The 15,946-nt window shown below is 64.1% G+C and carries 16 protein-coding genes; 6 read left to right on the plus strand and 10 right to left on the minus strand.

Annotated elements, in window-relative coordinates:
- Positions 1–9 precede the first annotated feature (9 nt).
- The 6 genes from PAN31117_RS21105 to PAN31117_RS21130 all read right to left on the minus strand — a co-directional run bounded on the left by PAN31117_RS21105 (position 10) and on the right by PAN31117_RS21130 (position 6,051).
- Positions 10–618, minus strand: coding sequence for a YbhB/YbcL family Raf kinase inhibitor-like protein (locus tag PAN31117_RS21105; protein WP_150739925.1), 609 nt, complete (start codon positions 616–618; stop codon positions 10–12).
- A gap of 10 nt (positions 619–628) precedes the next feature.
- Positions 629–838, minus strand: a complete 210-nt coding sequence (locus tag PAN31117_RS21110; RefSeq protein WP_150739926.1) for a hypothetical protein — start codon at positions 836–838, stop codon at positions 629–631.
- Complete coding sequence (gene cydB, locus PAN31117_RS21115) at positions 822–1,820, minus strand: cytochrome d ubiquinol oxidase subunit II (RefSeq protein WP_150739927.1); 999 nt, start codon at positions 1,818–1,820, stop codon at positions 822–824. Before cydB ends, PAN31117_RS21110 begins: the two co-directional genes overlap by 17 nt.
- Positions 1,811–3,184, minus strand: a complete 1,374-nt coding sequence (locus PAN31117_RS21120) for a cytochrome ubiquinol oxidase subunit I (RefSeq protein ID WP_150739928.1) — start codon at positions 3,182–3,184, stop codon at positions 1,811–1,813. Before PAN31117_RS21120 ends, cydB begins: the two co-directional genes overlap by 10 nt.
- Positions 3,185–3,443: 259 nt before the next feature.
- Positions 3,444–4,115: a DUF1345 domain-containing protein gene (locus PAN31117_RS21125; RefSeq protein ID WP_150739929.1), complete on the minus strand. Its 672-nt coding sequence runs from the start codon at positions 4,113–4,115 to the stop codon at positions 3,444–3,446.
- Positions 4,116–4,218: 103 nt separating this feature from the next.
- On the minus strand, positions 4,219–6,051 hold the full coding sequence (locus tag PAN31117_RS21130) for a CPBP family intramembrane glutamic endopeptidase (RefSeq protein WP_150739930.1): 1,833 nt from the start codon (positions 6,049–6,051) through the stop codon (positions 4,219–4,221).
- A 630-nt stretch (positions 6,052–6,681) separates the two neighbouring features.
- On the opposite strand from PAN31117_RS21130, the gene PAN31117_RS21135 reads away from it, so the two are divergent.
- Positions 6,682–8,070: an MFS transporter gene (locus tag PAN31117_RS21135; RefSeq protein ID WP_150739931.1), complete on the plus strand. Its 1,389-nt coding sequence runs from the start codon at positions 6,682–6,684 to the stop codon at positions 8,068–8,070.
- Between the two features lie 122 nt (positions 8,071–8,192).
- Complete coding sequence (locus PAN31117_RS21140) at positions 8,193–9,119, plus strand: LysR substrate-binding domain-containing protein (protein WP_150739932.1); 927 nt, start codon at positions 8,193–8,195, stop codon at positions 9,117–9,119.
- Positions 9,120–9,129: 10 nt separating this feature from the next.
- Here the strand turns inward: PAN31117_RS21140 and PAN31117_RS21145 are convergent, their stop codons facing one another.
- The 3 genes from PAN31117_RS21145 to PAN31117_RS27225 form a co-directional block, all read right to left on the minus strand.
- Positions 9,130–9,939, minus strand: a complete 810-nt coding sequence (locus PAN31117_RS21145; RefSeq protein WP_150739933.1) for a class II aldolase/adducin family protein — start codon at positions 9,937–9,939, stop codon at positions 9,130–9,132.
- Positions 9,940–10,090: 151 nt separating this feature from the next.
- Positions 10,091–10,915, minus strand: a complete 825-nt coding sequence (locus tag PAN31117_RS21150; protein WP_150739934.1) for an isocitrate lyase/PEP mutase family protein — start codon at positions 10,913–10,915, stop codon at positions 10,091–10,093.
- A gap of 157 nt (positions 10,916–11,072) precedes the next feature.
- Positions 11,073–11,216 carry a hypothetical protein gene (locus tag PAN31117_RS27225; protein WP_174991054.1) on the minus strand — a complete coding sequence of 48 codons (144 nt, stop codon included), beginning with the start codon at positions 11,214–11,216 and terminating at the stop codon, positions 11,073–11,075.
- Here PAN31117_RS27225 and PAN31117_RS21155 point away from each other — a divergent pair.
- Genes PAN31117_RS21155 through mnmH form a run of 4 tightly spaced genes read left to right on the plus strand, consistent with a single transcriptional unit; the run spans position 11,215 to position 15,130 of the window.
- A complete protein-coding gene (locus tag PAN31117_RS21155; RefSeq protein ID WP_150739935.1) occupies positions 11,215–11,826 on the plus strand; it encodes a cytochrome b in 612 nt (203 codons plus the stop codon). The two genes, PAN31117_RS27225 and PAN31117_RS21155, sit on opposite strands and share 2 nt — an antisense overlap.
- Positions 11,827–11,858: 32 nt before the next feature.
- A complete protein-coding gene (locus PAN31117_RS21160; RefSeq protein ID WP_150740020.1) occupies positions 11,859–13,361 on the plus strand; it encodes a glycosyltransferase family 2 protein in 1,503 nt (500 codons plus the stop codon).
- 24 nt (positions 13,362–13,385) lie between these two features.
- Positions 13,386–14,030 (plus strand): tetratricopeptide repeat protein, encoded by a 645-nt coding sequence (locus PAN31117_RS21165; RefSeq protein ID WP_150739936.1) that lies wholly within the window; start codon positions 13,386–13,388, stop codon positions 14,028–14,030.
- Entirely contained in the window at positions 14,027–15,130 is a 1,104-nt protein-coding gene (gene mnmH, locus PAN31117_RS21170) for a tRNA 2-selenouridine(34) synthase MnmH (RefSeq protein ID WP_150739937.1), read from the plus strand. The genes PAN31117_RS21165 and mnmH overlap by 4 nt, the downstream gene beginning before the upstream one ends.
- On the opposite strand, the gene PAN31117_RS21175 is transcribed toward mnmH, so the two are convergent.
- A complete protein-coding gene (locus tag PAN31117_RS21175; protein WP_150739938.1) occupies positions 15,066–15,899 on the minus strand; it encodes an AraC family transcriptional regulator in 834 nt (277 codons plus the stop codon). The genes mnmH and PAN31117_RS21175 overlap by 65 nt on opposite strands.
- Positions 15,900–15,946: the final 47 nt, after the last annotated feature.

The raw sequence follows: 15,946 nt of genomic DNA on the forward strand, positions 1-15,946 counted from the left end.
ACCGATGAATCAGCGGCCGTATCGCGCAACGATGGTCGACCCGTTCAGCGTGTGACCGGCAAGCGCTACCGTCAGTCCGGCCGCGTCGAGGCCCGGGGGCAGGCTGCCCGGCGCAATGTCGGTCGCCGTCACCGTGATGATGTAGTGATGGGGCGTATCGCCCACCGGCGGGCACGCGCCGCGATAGGCTTCGGCACCGGAAATGTTCTTGCCGACGGTGATGTTGTCACCCGACTTGTTGCCCGCACCGGCCGCCAGCGACGTCACCGAGGCCGGAATGTTGTAGGCGATCCAGTGCACCACGCCGCCGCCCTTGGCGCCGTCGGGGTCCGTCATCCGGATCACGACGCTGTGCGTGGCCTGCGGCAGATTCTTCCATTCGATTGGCGGGCTGGTGTTCTTGCCGCCGCATTCGTTTGCACCCGCGTACTCCGCAGGTAGCAAACCGCCGTCCTTGAATGCGCTGGATGAAACGCTCATGCCTTCGGCATGCGCTGTCCCGGCAAATCCTGCAAATCCGACGAGGCCGCTGAGGAGCGCCGTAGCGACGGCCGTAGCGCCTGCCATGCGTTTGACCCCTTTCGTGCGGATTGCGTCCTGCGATGAAAGCCGATTCATAAGCTGTCTCCTATTTGGCCGTGGCGATGATGAGTTTGAACGGGAGTGCGAGGAGTGCGGTACCTGCCACACCCGCACACCATAACGCAATAAACCATCCCCAGCCGGTCAGCCGTTGTTGCCACGACGTGCGGACGTTCGGCAGCATCGTCTGCGTCGCCGCCGCAGCCTCGCGCTGACGGCGCACGCCGGGCCGAACGAGATCAGTGATAGTGCGCATCGTGAGCCACCTTGCCGCGAAAGACCCAGTACGCCAGCATCGTGTAGGCGAGGATCACAGGAATGATGAAGGCCGCGCCCCACATTGTGAACGACAGGCTGGAGTGGGGAGCTGCGGCGTCCCACAGCGTGATGCCCGGCAGAATCGCGTACGGGTAGGCGCTGATGAGCAGGCCGCTGTAGCCGAGAAACACGAGGCCGATAGCGAGCCAGAACGGGGTAGCGTCGTGCGCGCGCTGCAATACGCGGCGCATCGCGAATGTCGCCCCCGCCACCACGAACGGCACCGGCAGACAGCGCCAGAACCATTCGCCGTCGAACCAGCGCTCGGCCACAAGCGGCAGGCGCAGCGGCGTCCAGAGTGAGACGACCGCCATCGTGGCGACGAGCGCAAGCGTCAGCGGCCACGCGATCACGCGCAAACGACGTTGCAGATCGCCCTCGGTCTTGCCGATCAGCCAGCAAGCGCCGAGCAACGCATACGTCACGAGCAGGCCCAGACCTGTGAAGAGATTGAAGGCCGTTACCCAGGCGAAGGCGTCGCCCGCGAACTGGCCGTTCTCGACAGGAATCCCCGACAGGTAGGCGCCGAGCGCAACGCCCTGAAAGAACGTTGCGCTTGCCGAGCCGCCGATGAACGCCAGATCCCACCATTGACGCGTGCGACGCGACTTGCCGCGAATCTCGAACGCGACGCCACGGAAGATCAGGCACACGAGCATGAGCACGAGCGGCAGATAGAGCGCCGAGAGCAGCACCGAATAGACCATCGGAAACGCAGCGAGCAGCCCGGCGCCGCCGAGCACGAGCCACGTTTCGTTGCCGTCCCACACCGGCGCGACGGAGTTCATCATCGTGTCGCGCTCACGGGCGTCGGGAAAGAACGGAAAGAGAATGCCGATGCCGAGGTCGAAGCCGTCGAGCACGACGTAAAGAAACAGGCCGAGCGCGATGATGGCGGCCCAGGCTAAGGTCAGATCCATGAGAGTTCTCGCTTGGGTTGGGGGGCGTCGTCGTTCGATTGCCCCGGCAGTGCCGGGCCAACGCGCAGAATCTTGAGCAGGTAGTAGACGCCGGTGCCGAACACAAGGAAGTAGGCGAGCACCAGTACCAGCAGTGAGACCTGCACCTGCTGTGCGCTGACCGGCGACATGGCGTGGGCGGTGCGCATCACACCGTAGACCACCCACGGCTGGCGTCCGGCTTCGGTCGTCACCCACCCGGCGAGCAGGGCAACGAAGCCGGTCGGCGAGAGCAGCAACATCACACGGGCGAAGTTGCGCGAGGCGAACAACGTGCCCCGACGGCGTAGCCACAGCGCCGCGAGTGCTGCACCGATCATGGCCAGACCAAGACCGACCATGATGCGAAAGCTCCAGAACACCAACGGCACATTCGGACGCTCGTCTTTCGGAAACTCCTTCAGGCCGCGCACTTCGCCGTCCCAGCTATGCGTGAGGATCAGGCTGCCCAGATGCGGGACTTCGAGCGCATACCGCGTGGTCTCGGCCTCCATGTCGGGCCAGCCGAACAGGTTGAGCGGGGTGCCGCCCGTCTTCGTCTCCCACAGACCTTCCATGGCGGCGAGCTTCGCGGGCTGGTATTCACGCGTGTTCAGACCGTGAAGATCGCCCACGAACGCTTGCAGCGGCGCGAAGATCAGCAGCAGCCACATGGCCATCGAGAACATGGTCTTGACGGCGGGATCGCGGCGTCCGCGCAGCAAGTGCCACGCGCCGGTGCCAGCCACGACGAGCGCGGCGACCACGAACGCGGCAATGCTCATGTGCGCGAGACGGTAGGGGAAGGACGGGTTGAAGATCACGTCCCACCACGACAACACGACCACGCGACCGTCGACGATTTCGTAACCCTGAGGCGTTTGCATCCAACTGTTCGACGCGAGAATCCAGAACGTCGAGATGAGCGTGCCGATGGCGACGCACAGCGTGGCAGCGAAGTGCGCGCGTGGGCTCACGCGGTTCCAGCCGAACAGCATGATGCCGAGGAAGCCCGCTTCGAGGAAGAACGCGGTCATGACCTCGTAGGTCAACAACGGCCCGGTGACGGCACCTGCGAAACTGGAGAAGCCCGACCAGTTCGTGCCGAACTGATAGGCCATCACCACGCCGGAGACGACGCCCATGCCGAAGCACACGGCAAACGCCTTCGACCAGAAACGGCACAGATCGAGGTAGTGTTGCTGACGGGTCTTGAGCCAGAGACCTTCAAGGACGGCGATGAAGCTCGCCAGCCCGATGGAGACGGCGGGGAAAACGATGTGAAACGAGACCGTGAACGCGAATTGCAGGCGTGCTAGGTCAAGGGCATCCGGAACGGCAGTCATGTTGCGCTCTATGTATGCAATTAAACCCTGTCTTGTATGGTGACATTAACGAGATATCACCACTTGTTTGCATGCATATTAGGCGCTGCTGCGGTGCAGCACGCGTGACAAGTCGTCACATGTGGCGCATTGACGCGGGATGTGACCCGTCGACTGTGCGATGTACTTGTATGTTTTTAAAGGTGTTTATGTCCGCGGGAGGTGCGGCGTCATGCCACAGGGCGACGCGCCTGCCGGGAACGGAGGCGCATCCAGACGTTTAGCTGAGCAGCCCGGCGCCGATGTTGATCGACAGGCCGAGGACCGCCAGATTGAAGAAAAACGAGAGGATGGCTTGCGCGAGGGTGGCGCGTCGCATACGTCGGGACTTCAGGCCGACATCGGCGGTTTGCGACGCGACCGCGATGGTGAACGAGAAATACAGGAAGTCCCAGTAATCCGGATCGCAGTCCTTGTCGGGCCAGGCGAGCGCGTAGGGTGTTTCTGTGTCGGTGAAGTATAGACGGGCGTAGTGGAGCGTGTAGATGGTGGGCACGAGAAACCAGCCACCGATGAGCGTTGCGGCTGCGAACAGCACATGCTCCGACGCGTGATGCGAGCCGCCCGCCTTGGCGCTCGCCAGCACATGGATGATGGCGGCCACACTCGCGATGGCCGACAGACTGACCACCGAAAGCACGAGGGCGGCGCTCTGGTCTTCCTGCTCGGCAAAGCGTTCGATGCTGCGCTTCGGGGCGGTGACCATCATGAGCCAGATCATCGCGAGATACGACCACGCACCCGCGTTCCAGCCGATCAGGATTCGAGTGATGGTGCTGAACTCGCCGCTTACGACCACTTGCACGAACAGCCCGGCGAGCACGCCGATGGCGATGGCGACGAGCAGTCGCGGGTGAAAGCGAACGAGATGCGGAAAGAGCTTAGTGTTCATGGGCGATGTCCGTACCGCAGCCAAGCGGCAATGCAAGCGAGTGTGTCGATTATCGCCCACGCCGCATTGACACGGTACGGGGCCGTGCTTCGGCCCTGCCTGCTCAGCGCGACATCACCACCAGCACAAAGATCGCGTTGTTGAGCATGTGCAAGGCAATCGGCACGGCCAGACCGTTGGTCTTTTTGGCGAGCCAGCCCGTTGTGAGGCCGAACATCACAAGGAACGGAAAGTGTTTGGGGTCGAAGTGAACGCTGGCGAAGATCATGGCTTGCCAGAGGTTGGCGGCGATGAAACTCATATGCCTGGTCAGGCCGCCGAGCAGGCATCCCCGGAATACAAACTCCTCTACGAACGGCACGACGACCGCGACCAGCAGGAGTGCCAGACCGGTGCCGCCCAATTGCATCGCGCCTTTCACGACGTACTCGTTCCACGCCTGCAATTCAGCATTGCGCACCGACGTATGATGTGCCAGATACCACGCGGCGAGCGTCGATACCGCGAGCAGCGCGGCGGGCCAGATGAACCAGCGCGCTTTCCACTCGCCGTAGCCGGTCCACTGGCGTCGGCCCAGCCGCCACATCGTGCGCGACAGCAGCAGGACAACGATGCCGAGCGTCGCGAAGTGCGCCAGCGCGAGCTTAGGCAACAGGGTGTCCATGACGGGGGCCGTGCCCGAATGCGTCTGCGTCGACTGGCTCACGACGAACGCGGGGAGGACCCACGTGGCGAAACACAGCACTGCCAGTCCGTACCACGCGTGCCGCAAGCCGATGCGCTCGAAGAGCGGCGGCGTCGGACGTCCCTTGCGAGCGCGCACAGTCCCCACATAATGCACCGGGAACATCAGCAGACCGGGGAACAACACGATGCACAGACCGGCCGCCAGCAGTGTGATCATCAACCCGACGAAGGCGAAGCGCATGCCGGCGCCCGGGTCAATGCTCATCAGCACGGCATACGACTGTGCCAGAGGCCAGCGGTTGCCCTTGTCGTGTTCGAGCGAAGACTGGATCGCAGAGGCAGCGGCCTTGCCGTCGCGCGCGGCGAGCGCGACCGAGAGTCGCAACGCGCGGTTCTGCGCCGACTCCGGCGCGTCGGACTTCGTCTCGGAGAGCGCCCGTTGTGCGCTGGCAGCGTCCCCCGCCTGAAGGAGGGCGCGAGCGCTGGTGTAAGGATCGATCTTCAGTCCAGCCTTTTGCATGCGCAACAGCAGATCGCGCGCCGTGGGGCCCGGCAGCACATCGAGCGCAGTGTTGATTCGACCGGTGGCTTGCCAGACGATCTTGGGAGCGGGGGCGTCCAATAGCAGACGCCGTGCCTCCGTCTTTTCGCCGGTGGTGGCGAGGTGGCGCACGGCGGTGAGTAGCACGGGCGTGTCGGGCGACAGTTCTGCGGCCTCCACTGCCTGAACACCGGCGTTGCGTTTGTCCTGGGTGGCCTGATACGCGTTGGAGAGCGCTGCGTGCAGACGCGCACGATACTCCACTGGCCAGCTTTTGGCTTTCGGCAGCAGCGCTTCGCCTTGCGCCACAGCGTCTTTGCCGTAGATGTTCTCCATGAGCGACACCGACACTTCCGGGTTGTCGGTGAATTTATCTTTCAGATTTTGCAGACAGGCCGTCAGGTCCGACTGCGCCTTCTCGGCCCATTGCAGATCTTCGGCCCACGCGTAATTGCGCATGAACTGGCAGCGTGCGAGCGCGAGTGCTGCGTCGCCCGGCTGCGCACGAACAGCGGCGTCGAACGTGGCGACGATCTCCCGGTACTTGGCGTAAGAGGCGTCGTCGACACGCTGCATCATCCCTTGCTGATTGAGCAACGGGTTGCTTGCCGGGGAGGTTGGGGAGGCGGCCGAAGGCGCAGCGAAGGCGGGGGAGACCGGCAGGAGGCCGAGCACCACCAGCGTCAGACAAAGAAAGAAGCGAGACACGCGAGATTTCCCGGAATGTTGTTGTTCTTGCCGACCGCCGCAGCGCAAGCAGCCCGCCTCATTGGGTTAACGACCGGAAAGTGCCTGAACTGTAGTGCACCGGCTATTCAGAAACGGCCTTGCGCGTGGAGAAAGTCCTCGGCATTGACCATGCCGGGTCGCTTGTCGTGGCGTGTCTTGCTACGGCCGGGCCTACAGTGCCGACAACATCACAGAGGGCGCGAACGAAGACGATACGGCAACTGAGACCACTCACGCACGCTAATGGTGCGCCGCCGCATCGCGATGCGGCATTGTGCCCGTTGCGATGCCATCTGCCGTGCTGGGTTTTTTCCATCGAATCACTCGTTCAACTGCCGTCGGTATCTCCGTCGATGTCCCCGAAAGCCCCGTAGCACGGCCCTTCGCGCCGAATTCCTCCGCACATGACACCGACTTGGCACGCCAATTGCTAAAGATTGCGTAAGGCCAATGGCGGCCGAGTGGAAGACAAGCGAATTTTCTGCACCGCATGCAGGGCCCCGCGAACGCGGGGTTTTCGGGGCAACGGCGTCCCGAAGCCACGCGTCCGTTCATGGGCGCACGGCTTCGGGACGCCTTTTTTTTCGGCACACGAACACGAGGGTATCCATGAGCACGCTCACGCAATCGTTGAAAAGTGGCAACTGGCGCGCGCTGGTTGCGTGTTTTCTCTACTTCGACACCGGATTTACCGTCTGGGTGATGCTCGGACCGCTGGCCCCGTTCATCGGCAAGGACATCGCGATGACGCCTGCGCAGACCGGTTTCCTCGTCGCGGTGCCGGTGCTGGGCGCGGCCATTCTGCGTGTCACGCTGGGCAACCTGTACCAAGCCTACGACGGTCGAAAAATCGCATTGATGGGGCTGACGCTCTCGGCCATTCCGTCGGTCGTGCTGTTGCTGATGCCGGGCACGCCGTCGTACACGCTGCTGCTTGTGCTCGGTGTGTTCTTGGGTGTCGGCGGTGCAAGCTTCGCCGTGGCGTTGCCGATGGCAGGCAGCAACTATCCGCCGAAGGTGCAGGGCCTGGTGCTCGGTCTTGCGGCGGCGGGCAACATCGGTGCGGTGCTCGACGGTTTCATGTTCCCCGGACTGGCAGAGCACTACGGCTGGGCGCACGCGGCCGGTGCGGCGCTCCCTCTGCTGGCGCTCGCGGCGTTGGCGCTGGTGTTCTGGGCGAAGGATCAGGGCGTGAAGTCGGGCAGTGCGCCGCGCGCGTTCTCAAGCTTCTTCATCACGGTATTCGGTCTCGTAGCGCTTGTGCTGTGCGTGCACGCTGGCGCTTTCGGCGAAGGCAAGGCCGGGGTGCTGCTTCTGCCGGTGCTGGGTGCGTTGCTCGCTATCGCTGTGCTGCCGCGTCACTATCGCGGTGTGCTGGGCGAGCGTGACACGTGGGTCATCATGCTCGTCTACAGCATCACCTTCGGTGGCTTCGTGGGCATGTCGTCCTATGTCACGACGCTGCTGATTTCGCTCTACGGCATGCCGCGTCTGGAAGCGGGGCTGTTCATGTCGCTGCTCGCGTTCCTCGGTGCGCTGGTGCGCCCCATCGGCGGTCTGGTGGCCGACCGTATTTCCGGCGTGCGCGCCCTCGTGCTGTTGCTCGCAGCGATCTCCGTCATTGACTTCGTGTTTGCCGCATGGATGCCGCCGCAAGGGGCTGGCATTGCGTTGCTGGTGCTGGTCTACTTGTGCTTCGGTCTCGGTAACGGCGCGACGTTCCAACTCGTGCCGCAACGCTGGCAAGGCAAGACGGGCCTGATGTCCGGCATCATCGGCGCAGCTGGCGGTATCGGCGGTTTCTATCTGCCGGTCATCATGGGCATGGCCAAGGAATCGACGGGCAGCTATCAGATGGGGTTCGCCACCTTCGGTGCGTTGGCCGCGCTCGCGTTCCTGCTGGTGGTTGCGCTGCGTACGCACTGGATGTCGTGGGCGCTGCCCAAGGATGTGCCGCACGGCGCGGTCCTCGCGGGCGGTGTGGCGCACGTGGAGTAAGTGCAATCAACGCCGACGAAACGCTTGCGGCCCGTCGATGCCTCGGCTCGACGGGCCGTTTTGTTTCCGCGCGACGCTTCGCATAGACTGTCGGGCAACATCGTTTTTAAGCAGGAGTCGTCATGCGTCTGGGCGTTCCCAGCCTCTCGGCGTTGCAGGCCTTCGAGGCGAGCGCCCGCCACCAGAATTTCGCCACCGCTGCGCAAGAGCTTGCGCTCACGCACGGCGCCGTCTGCAAGCGGGTTGGTGAGTTGGAGAAGCATCTGGGGGTGGCGCTGTTCGAGCGTGTGAAGCAACGGCTCGTGCTCACCCCTGCCGGGGCCGAATACGCCAAGCGCATTCGCGTGCATCTCGATCAGATTCGTCGCGATACGCTGGACGTTGTGCAGCAGGGGCGCGAGACCGAATTGGAAATCGCCGTCGGCGTGACGTTTGCCGCGCAGTGGCTCATTCCGCGCCTGGACGACTTCTACGCAAACACGCGCGATGTCCGTCTGCATATTCTCGGGCGCGATCAGCCTGTCTTCTTCGACGACTCCGCGTTCGACGCCGCGATCTACTTCAGTACGCGCCTATGGCCGGGCATGCCCGGTACGGCGCTCGTCACCGACGACTCGCTCATGCTGGTAGCCGCGCCGCGTCTGCTTGATGGGAGGGCGTCGTTGTCGCTCGAACAGATTGCCGGGTACTCGTGGATTTGCCCGCGCGATCTGCCGCGCGTGTGGGACGACTGGTTCGCCTCGCAAGGCCTGCAAGGCGGTGCGAACGCGGCCGAGATCAAGCCGCAGCGCAGTGCCCAGCGCTACGACATGTTCGTGATGGCTATTAACGCGGCGGTGGCCGGTCTGGGCGTGGCCCTGCTGCCGCGCGTGCTGATCGAGCGCGAACTGGCGAGCGGTGCGTTGGTGCAAGCGCACGCGCACACACTCGCCAATCCGCAGACCATCTACTTCTCCTATCCCGCGCAGCGTCGCGACTGGGCACCGTTGCGCCAGTTCGATGCGTGGCTGCGCAACGCCGTCGACCGGTATCTCGCGGAGCGCGGGTAGGCAGTCGAACTCAACGTGTCGACATCAGTTCCGGATGCTCGCGCAACACCTGCTCGTAGAGGCCCTGATACCCGAGCCATGCGACGTAGTCCGAACCGAGCAGACGAAAGACCTCGCGGGCTTCGGCGTCGGAGAGGACTTCCAGCGGACCGGCCGCTTCGGCGAGTAACTGAACCTGCGTGCATCGCTCCATCGCGAGAAAGCGATAGGCGGCGGCGTCGACCGACGAGCCGACCGTCAGCAAGCCATGATTGAGCAGCACGGCCGCGCGCTTGTGGCCCATCGACTGCGCGATGCGGCGTCCCTCGTCGGCACCGAGGACCAGCACGTCGCCGCGAAACAGCACGTGGTCATCGTAGAACAGGCACGCTTCCTGATTGATGGGGGCGAGTTCGCGCGTGCGCGCAGAGAACGCACGCCCGTGTGTGGTGTGCGTGTGAGCAGCGGCCGTCACGTGGGGCAGCGTGGCGTGAATACCGGCGTGGATGGCCATGGCGGCGGCGTTCACCGGGCCTTCGCCGTGATGCAGGCCACCGGCCTCGTCGACCAGAATCAAGTCGTCCGGGTGGATCGAGGAAAAGTGCTGTGCGTAGCGATTGACCCAGAACCGGTCGTGGAACTCGGGGTCGCGCACGGTGATGTGCCCGGCAATACCTTCGGCAAGCCCGAAGCGCGCGAAGATACGGAACGCGACCGCCAGCCGCAACTTCCGGTCCACGCGTTCGTCTGCGACATTGTCAAACACGCGGGGTTTGGGCAGCGGCGCGCCGAGGGGCGTAGGGATCGCAAAATCGGCAAAACTGTCGTACGGGGAATTCATGGGCGCTCCGACGAAGGGGGCACCGTGCCCGCTGTGGTCGCGTGGCGGGGCATCGGCTGACAGGGCATTGTCCCCGGACGCGCGCGGCAACGTCTATCGACGAAAAGTCACTGGATATTGACTTGCCGCGCCATCGCAGCCTTCATCTTGCTCACTCGCCCTGACGAAACAGGCTGTTGAGCGTCGCACCGCTGGCCGCACCGTCGAAGCCATCGAAGCGGCCTTCGGCCAGCGCCTGCGCCGCGTGCATGAAGCCGCCCCACGCTGAACGGGCCAGCGCACCGCCCACACTCACGCGCCGTACGCCGAGACTCGCGAGCGCCTGCAACGTGAAAGGCGACGTCGCACCGATCAGCACGTTGACGGGTTTGGGCGCGACAGCGGCCACCACGGCGCGAATCTGCGCTTCGGACTGGATGCCCGGCGCATACAGACAATCGGCCCCGGCTTCGGCATAGGCTTGCAGCCGTCGGATAGCGTCGTCCAGATCGGGCACACCGGCGAAGAAGTTCTCTGCGCGACCGACGAGCAACGTATCGCCACCGGTTTCGTCGATGGCGCGACGCGCGGCCTTCATGCGTGCGACCGCTTCGTCGAGCGGGAAGAGCGGTTTGTTGGCGTCGCCTGTGGTGTCTTCGATGGACAAACCGGCGACGCCTGTCGCCACCGCCAGCTTGACGCTCTGCGCCACGTCGTCCGGCGTCTCGCCGAAGCCGCTTTCGAAGTCGGCATTCACCGGCAGATCCGTCGCCTCGACCAGCGTGCGCAGATGCGCCAGCACGAGCTCGCGCGTCACGCCGTTATCGGGGCGTGCAGTGGACCACGCGAAGCCCGAACTGGTCGACGCAATGGCCTGGAATCCGGCGTGTTCGAGATACCGGGCACTGCCCGCGTCCCATGGGTTCGGGATCACAAAGCACCCGGCAAGGTGAAGTTCGCGAAACGCGGCGCGTTTTTCAGCGGTGCTGCGTGGCATGGGATTGTCTCCTGAGGGCGGTGCGGTCGATCGCTCGCTGCGCACGGAATGCCCGATCATCGCGGTTTTATGACGGCCTCGCAAGACGGGAGAGGGTACACGAAATGCAAATGTCGACTGTCAGACGGTTTTCGCTGAATGCGTGCCATGCAGGCTGTCAAAAGCCGCGGTAATGTCCGGTAACAACTTTTTTGCGGCAATGCGGGAATAAGCGCGCTTCAACTGGCGTTATGCAATCATCTTTCAGCGCATTTTTCAGGACGTCAAACGTGAATTCTCTGCCCCCTTCGCCGCGATCCATGCCATCCACGTCGGCCAGCAAGCCGCGCGTCGCGCTGTACGAGGACCCCAAGTACACGCGCGTCGCCATGCTGCTGCACTGGGCGGTGGCGTTGCTGATGCTGGGGAACGTCGCCATCGGTCAGACGATTGCCTTGCTGCCGGACGCCACGCTGGAGAAAATCGACGTGCGTTTCTGGATCGATCTGCATAAGTCCGTCGGCATCACGGTGCTGGGTCTCGCGATCCTGCGCATTCTGTGGCGCATGACGCACCGACCGCCCGAACTCTCGCATGTCTTTGCCTCGTGGGAGCGCGGCGCGGCGCATCTGGTGCACTGGCTGCTTTATGTGCTGATTTTCGCAATGCCGCTCTCGGGCTGGGCGCACGACTCGGCGTGGGTGGCGGCGTCGACGCATCCCCTGCTGCTGTTCGGTGTCGTGCCGTTTCCGCGCATGGGTTTTCTGATGGCGATGAGCGACGCGAGCAAGGACTACTGGCACGAGGTGCTGGGCAACGTCCACACCTATTGCGCCTACGTGCTTTACGCGTTGCTAGCGTTGCACATCGGTGGTGCGCTCAAGCATCAGTGGATCGACCGTCACCCGGTCATCGGCCGGATGCTGCCGTGAGTGACGGGATGTACACCGACATGAACCCGGACATGAACCCCGATATCCAGACGAGCGTAGTGCAGCTCGAAGCATCGCGAGAACAGCATTCGCCGCGCTTCACCTTGCCGCCGACGCCGCTCGCCAGCTGGCTCGTGCACACCGGCGTGGCCGTGCTGTGGTGCCTGCTCTTCGCGCAGGCGTTTTTCCTCAAGGGTGTTTTCGCGTGGGGCACGGGCGTGGCGTATGTGATCTACGACACCGTGCTGCTGACGTTCGTCTTCTGGCAGGCATGGCGTCTGATGCGTCCAGATCCGGACGAGACGTGGGGCGGCAGTGCCGACGCCGCGTCGAACCGTCTCACGCTCGGCGTGGTGGTCGCGGCACATAACGAAGCGGCGGCGCTGCCGGTGACACTGCGCGCGCTGATGGCCGGTCGTCACGTGCCCGACGCCATCGTCATCGCCGACGACGGTTCGCACGACGGCACCGTTGCCTTGCTGACCGGCGAGTATGGTCTGGTGGACCCGGGTGTCGGCAGCCTGAGCGCACCGAGCACCCGCTATCCGAACCTGCGATGGATGCGCGTGCCGCACGGCGGCAAGGCGAAGGCGCTCAATGCGGCCCTTGTAGGCATAGAGACCGACATCGTGATGACGGTCGACGCGGACACGTTGCTCGATGTCGGTGCGTGCGCCGCCATGCATGACGCCTTCGCCCGTCGTCCGCGCCTGGTTGCCGCCACCGGCGTGCTGACACCCGTGTGTGGCGACACCATGAGCGCACGCGTTCTGCAGTTCTTTCAGACGTACGAGTACATCCGTAACTTCATCTCGCGCTTCGCGTGGATGCGCGCCGACGGTCTATTGCTGATTTCGGGCGCATTCGCATGCTTTCGTCGCGAGGCGGTGCTGGCCGTGGGCGGCTTCGATCCCGCGTGTCTGGTCGAGGACTACGAACTGATTCACCGTCTGCGTCGCTATTCGGTCGCGCATTCGCTCGACTGGGACGTGCGCGTTGTCGGCGGCGCGCAGGCGATCACCGATGCGCCGGGCACACTGACGAGCTTCTTGCGTCAACGCCGTCGCTGGTTCGCGGGTTTCCTCCAGACGCAGTACTGGTACCGCGATATGGTCGGTAACGGCCGATACGGCAACCTCGGTCGCTGGATGTTGCCGGTCAAGGCGTTCGATACGCTCCAGCCGATCTACGGTCTGACGGCCTTTGCGCTGCTGGTGACGTTCGTCTGCGAAGGCCATTACGGCGTCGTGCTGCCGGTCTCCGGGATCATTCTGGGCAAGATCGTCATCGATCTGGGCTTTCATCTATGGTCGGTGCACGCGTATCGCCGCTGGACCGGCCACCGCACCGGCACGAGCCTCGGGCTGGCGTTCGTCGCCGCCGTGCTGGAGCCGTTCTCGTTCCAGTTGATGCGTCACACGGGCGCGGCGATGGGGTGGGGACATTTCCTCACGGGGCGTCAGCGTTGGGGTGTTCAGGTGCGACGAGGTATCCTGTCGGGCGAACGCGGGGCGGAGGTGTCCCGCGACAGATGATTTCCCGGCAGTTTTCTTTCCCTGATGATTCGATCTTTGACGTGGTTGACGATGGTGTGTGCATTGGGCGGCGTGTTGGGCGCGCTGGGGTGCAGCACGCCCGCACCGAAGGCGCCCGGCCCTGATTACGCTGCGCAAGGCGGCGCGGCCGAGGTGCGTGGCGACTGGGACGGCGCGCGCCGAGCCTTCGGGCAGGCAGTACTCGTGGCGGACCAGTCCGGCTGGCCAGCGTCGCAACGCGCGGCCATGCACTTCGACTACGGGCGCGCGCTGGGCGTGACCTGCTACTACGCCGAGGCGGAACGCGAGCTTAGCCAGGCGTACGACCTCGATATCCTCACGGCGCGATACCGCTATCCGGCACTGGTCGAGCTGGCCCGGCTCGCGCTCGCACAACGTCAGTTCGCGGCTTCCGCAAAGTACTTCGGCCGTGCACTCGGCACGCTCGACCGGTTGGAGGCGGCGCGCAAAGTGCCGTTCGCCTACGCTGAATTGCTCGACGATTACGCGCTGGCACTGGGCGGCGCGGGCGATGCGGAAGCGGCCACACGCATCATCGACCGTGCGGCCAAAGTGCGCGCGAGTTTCGACGGTGATACGCAAGTCCAGCCGACGACGCGCACGCCTTACGGCAAGCATTGCGGCCAACTGGCAGCGGGGGCGCGATGAACCATCTCCGTGTGCCGCTCGCGAATGTCGCCGACTTCGATGAAATCATCGACGTCCGCACACCGCTCGAATTCACCGAGGACCATATCCCGGGCGCGATTAATGCCCCCGTACTCAGCAATGAAGAACGCGTCATCGTCGGCACGATGTACAAGCAGGTCTCACCGTTCGACGCCTCACGCGAAGGCGCGGCCATGGTGGCGCGCAACATCGCAAAGCATCTCGACACGCTGTTCGCCGACCGGCCGCGCAACTGGCGTCCGCTCGTGTATTGCTGGCGTGGCGGCATGCGCTCGGGCGCCATGACCTTGATGATGAATATGATCGGCTGGCGGGCGCGTCAGCTTGAGGGCGGTTACAAGACCTACCGCACCGATGTCGTGGCGACGCTGGCGACCTTGCCGCCCACCCTCGACTACATCGTCCTTGCCGGTCATACGGGCAGTGGCAAGACCCGTCTGCTACATGCGCTCGCGGACGTTGGCGCACAGACGCTCGATCTCGAAGGCCTCGCCGTGCATCGCGGATCGCTGCTTGGCGCGATGCCGGACGCCCCGCAGCCGTCGCAGAAGTCGTTCGACACATCGCTCATCGCGGTGCTGCGCAGCTTCGACGCGACGCGTCCCGTGTTCGTCGAAGCGGAAAGCCGCAGGATCGGGCTCATCACTTTGCCCGAGTCGCTGATGACGTCCCTGCGCGGCACGATGCGCTGCGTCGAAGTGAATGTGAGTGTAGACGAGCGCGTTGAACTGCTGACGCAGGAGTATGGCCACCTGCTGGCCCAGCCTGAGCACTTCCGTGCGCAGTTGCTGCGCCTCGTCGAATTGCATGGCAAGGCGGTGGTCGATCAATGGCTGACGCTGCTCGATAACGGTCAGCAGCGCGAGTTGTCCGAAGCGCTCATCACGCGCCACTACGACCCGGCCTACACGCGTAGCTCACGCAAGCTGCTGCAAGGGCTGGCGAAGGCGATACCGTTCGAATTCCATCCGACGGCGCAAGACCTGCGCGTGCAAGCGCAGGCCTTGCTTGCGCTTACTTCACGGGCAGACAAATGCGGGTCTGAAGCTGCGCCGCCGGCGTCGAGCGGGGATCGTTGAGGTACTGCTCGAACATCGGGAAGTTGGCGGGTTCCAGTCCGCTGGCTGGCAGCCACTGCGCGAACAGCCACTGATAGGGCTTGCTCATCTCGTTGTACGGCCCGGTGTACGTCAACACGGCGCACCGTCCGGCAGGAATCTCGAAACGTTCCAGATCACCGCCGATCTCGGCATCGGCGGGCACCGACATGCCCGCGAGCGAGCGCAATTGTGCGACGGGGACCTGTTCCGGGTCGTCGAAGTAGACGCCGAAGCCGGTAGCGTCCGGGGCGGCGAGGCCTTGCGCGGCGGCGAGCATGAAGGCGCGCGTGAAGACAGGGCCGATGCCCTGATAGTCGCCGTGGTGACGGAGCACGGCGAGGGTGGTGGTGGGAAACGACTCGACTGAGATCGGGTACATGGCTAGCTCCTGAGGATCGATGGGTCCGGAGCGGACATCGCGGTAGCGTCCCGGCGGGATGCCGAAGAACGCACCGAAGGCCCGGTTGAACGCAGCGTCCGACGCATAGCCGGCACGCGACGCCACAACGCGCATCGAATCCTCGGACTCCGCCAGGGCAATCGCCGCACGGTGCATGCGAATGCGCTGCACCGAGTTGTTCACCGTCTCACCGAGCAATGCGCGGTAGACACGATGAAAGTGGTACGGCGACAGACACGCCAGCTCGGCCAGGTGGTGCAGGTCCGGATCGCTCTCCGGGTGGGCGGCGAGCCAGCGGAGCACGGGCTCCATGCGTTCGGCGTATCTCAGTCGGGTCTGGGGTTTCATTTGCGCTCCTTGGACGCCAATGTAGCCACAGGCGATTTGCCGATTTT

This window comes from Pandoraea anapnoica (genome assembly GCF_902459765.1).
GTDB classification, from domain to species: domain Bacteria; phylum Pseudomonadota; class Gammaproteobacteria; order Burkholderiales; family Burkholderiaceae; genus Pandoraea; species Pandoraea anapnoica.

What these genes read in the sequence shown, in the direction of transcription:
- PAN31117_RS21105 (WP_150739925.1), bottom strand. Translation starts at nt 618, where the DNA reads ATGAATCGGCTTTCATCGCAGGACGCAATCCGCACGAAAGGGGTCAAA.
- PAN31117_RS21110 (WP_150739926.1), bottom strand. Translation starts at nt 838, where the DNA reads ATGCGCACTATCACTGATCTCGTTCGGCCCGGCGTGCGCCGTCAGCGC.
- cydB (WP_150739927.1), bottom strand. Translation starts at nt 1,820, where the DNA reads ATGGATCTGACCTTAGCCTGGGCCGCCATCATCGCGCTCGGCCTGTTT.
- PAN31117_RS21120 (WP_150739928.1), bottom strand. Translation starts at nt 3,184, where the DNA reads ATGACTGCCGTTCCGGATGCCCTTGACCTAGCACGCCTGCAATTCGCG.
- PAN31117_RS21125 (WP_150739929.1), bottom strand. Translation starts at nt 4,115, where the DNA reads ATGAACACTAAGCTCTTTCCGCATCTCGTTCGCTTTCACCCGCGACTG.
- PAN31117_RS21135 (WP_150739931.1), top strand. Translation starts at nt 6,682, where the DNA reads ATGAGCACGCTCACGCAATCGTTGAAAAGTGGCAACTGGCGCGCGCTG.
- PAN31117_RS21140 (WP_150739932.1), top strand. Translation starts at nt 8,193, where the DNA reads ATGCGTCTGGGCGTTCCCAGCCTCTCGGCGTTGCAGGCCTTCGAGGCG.
- PAN31117_RS21145 (WP_150739933.1), bottom strand. Translation starts at nt 9,939, where the DNA reads ATGAATTCCCCGTACGACAGTTTTGCCGATTTTGCGATCCCTACGCCC.
- PAN31117_RS21150 (WP_150739934.1), bottom strand. Translation starts at nt 10,915, where the DNA reads ATGCCACGCAGCACCGCTGAAAAACGCGCCGCGTTTCGCGAACTTCAC.
- PAN31117_RS21155 (WP_150739935.1), top strand. Translation starts at nt 11,215, where the DNA reads ATGCCATCCACGTCGGCCAGCAAGCCGCGCGTCGCGCTGTACGAGGAC.
- PAN31117_RS27225 (WP_174991054.1), bottom strand. Translation starts at nt 11,216, where the DNA reads ATGGATCGCGGCGAAGGGGGCAGAGAATTCACGTTTGACGTCCTGAAA.
- PAN31117_RS21160 (WP_150740020.1), top strand. Translation starts at nt 11,859, where the DNA reads ATGAACCCCGATATCCAGACGAGCGTAGTGCAGCTCGAAGCATCGCGA.
- PAN31117_RS21165 (WP_150739936.1), top strand. Translation starts at nt 13,386, where the DNA reads ATGATTCGATCTTTGACGTGGTTGACGATGGTGTGTGCATTGGGCGGC.
- mnmH (WP_150739937.1), top strand. Translation starts at nt 14,027, where the DNA reads ATGAACCATCTCCGTGTGCCGCTCGCGAATGTCGCCGACTTCGATGAA.
- PAN31117_RS21175 (WP_150739938.1), bottom strand. Translation starts at nt 15,899, where the DNA reads ATGAAACCCCAGACCCGACTGAGATACGCCGAACGCATGGAGCCCGTG.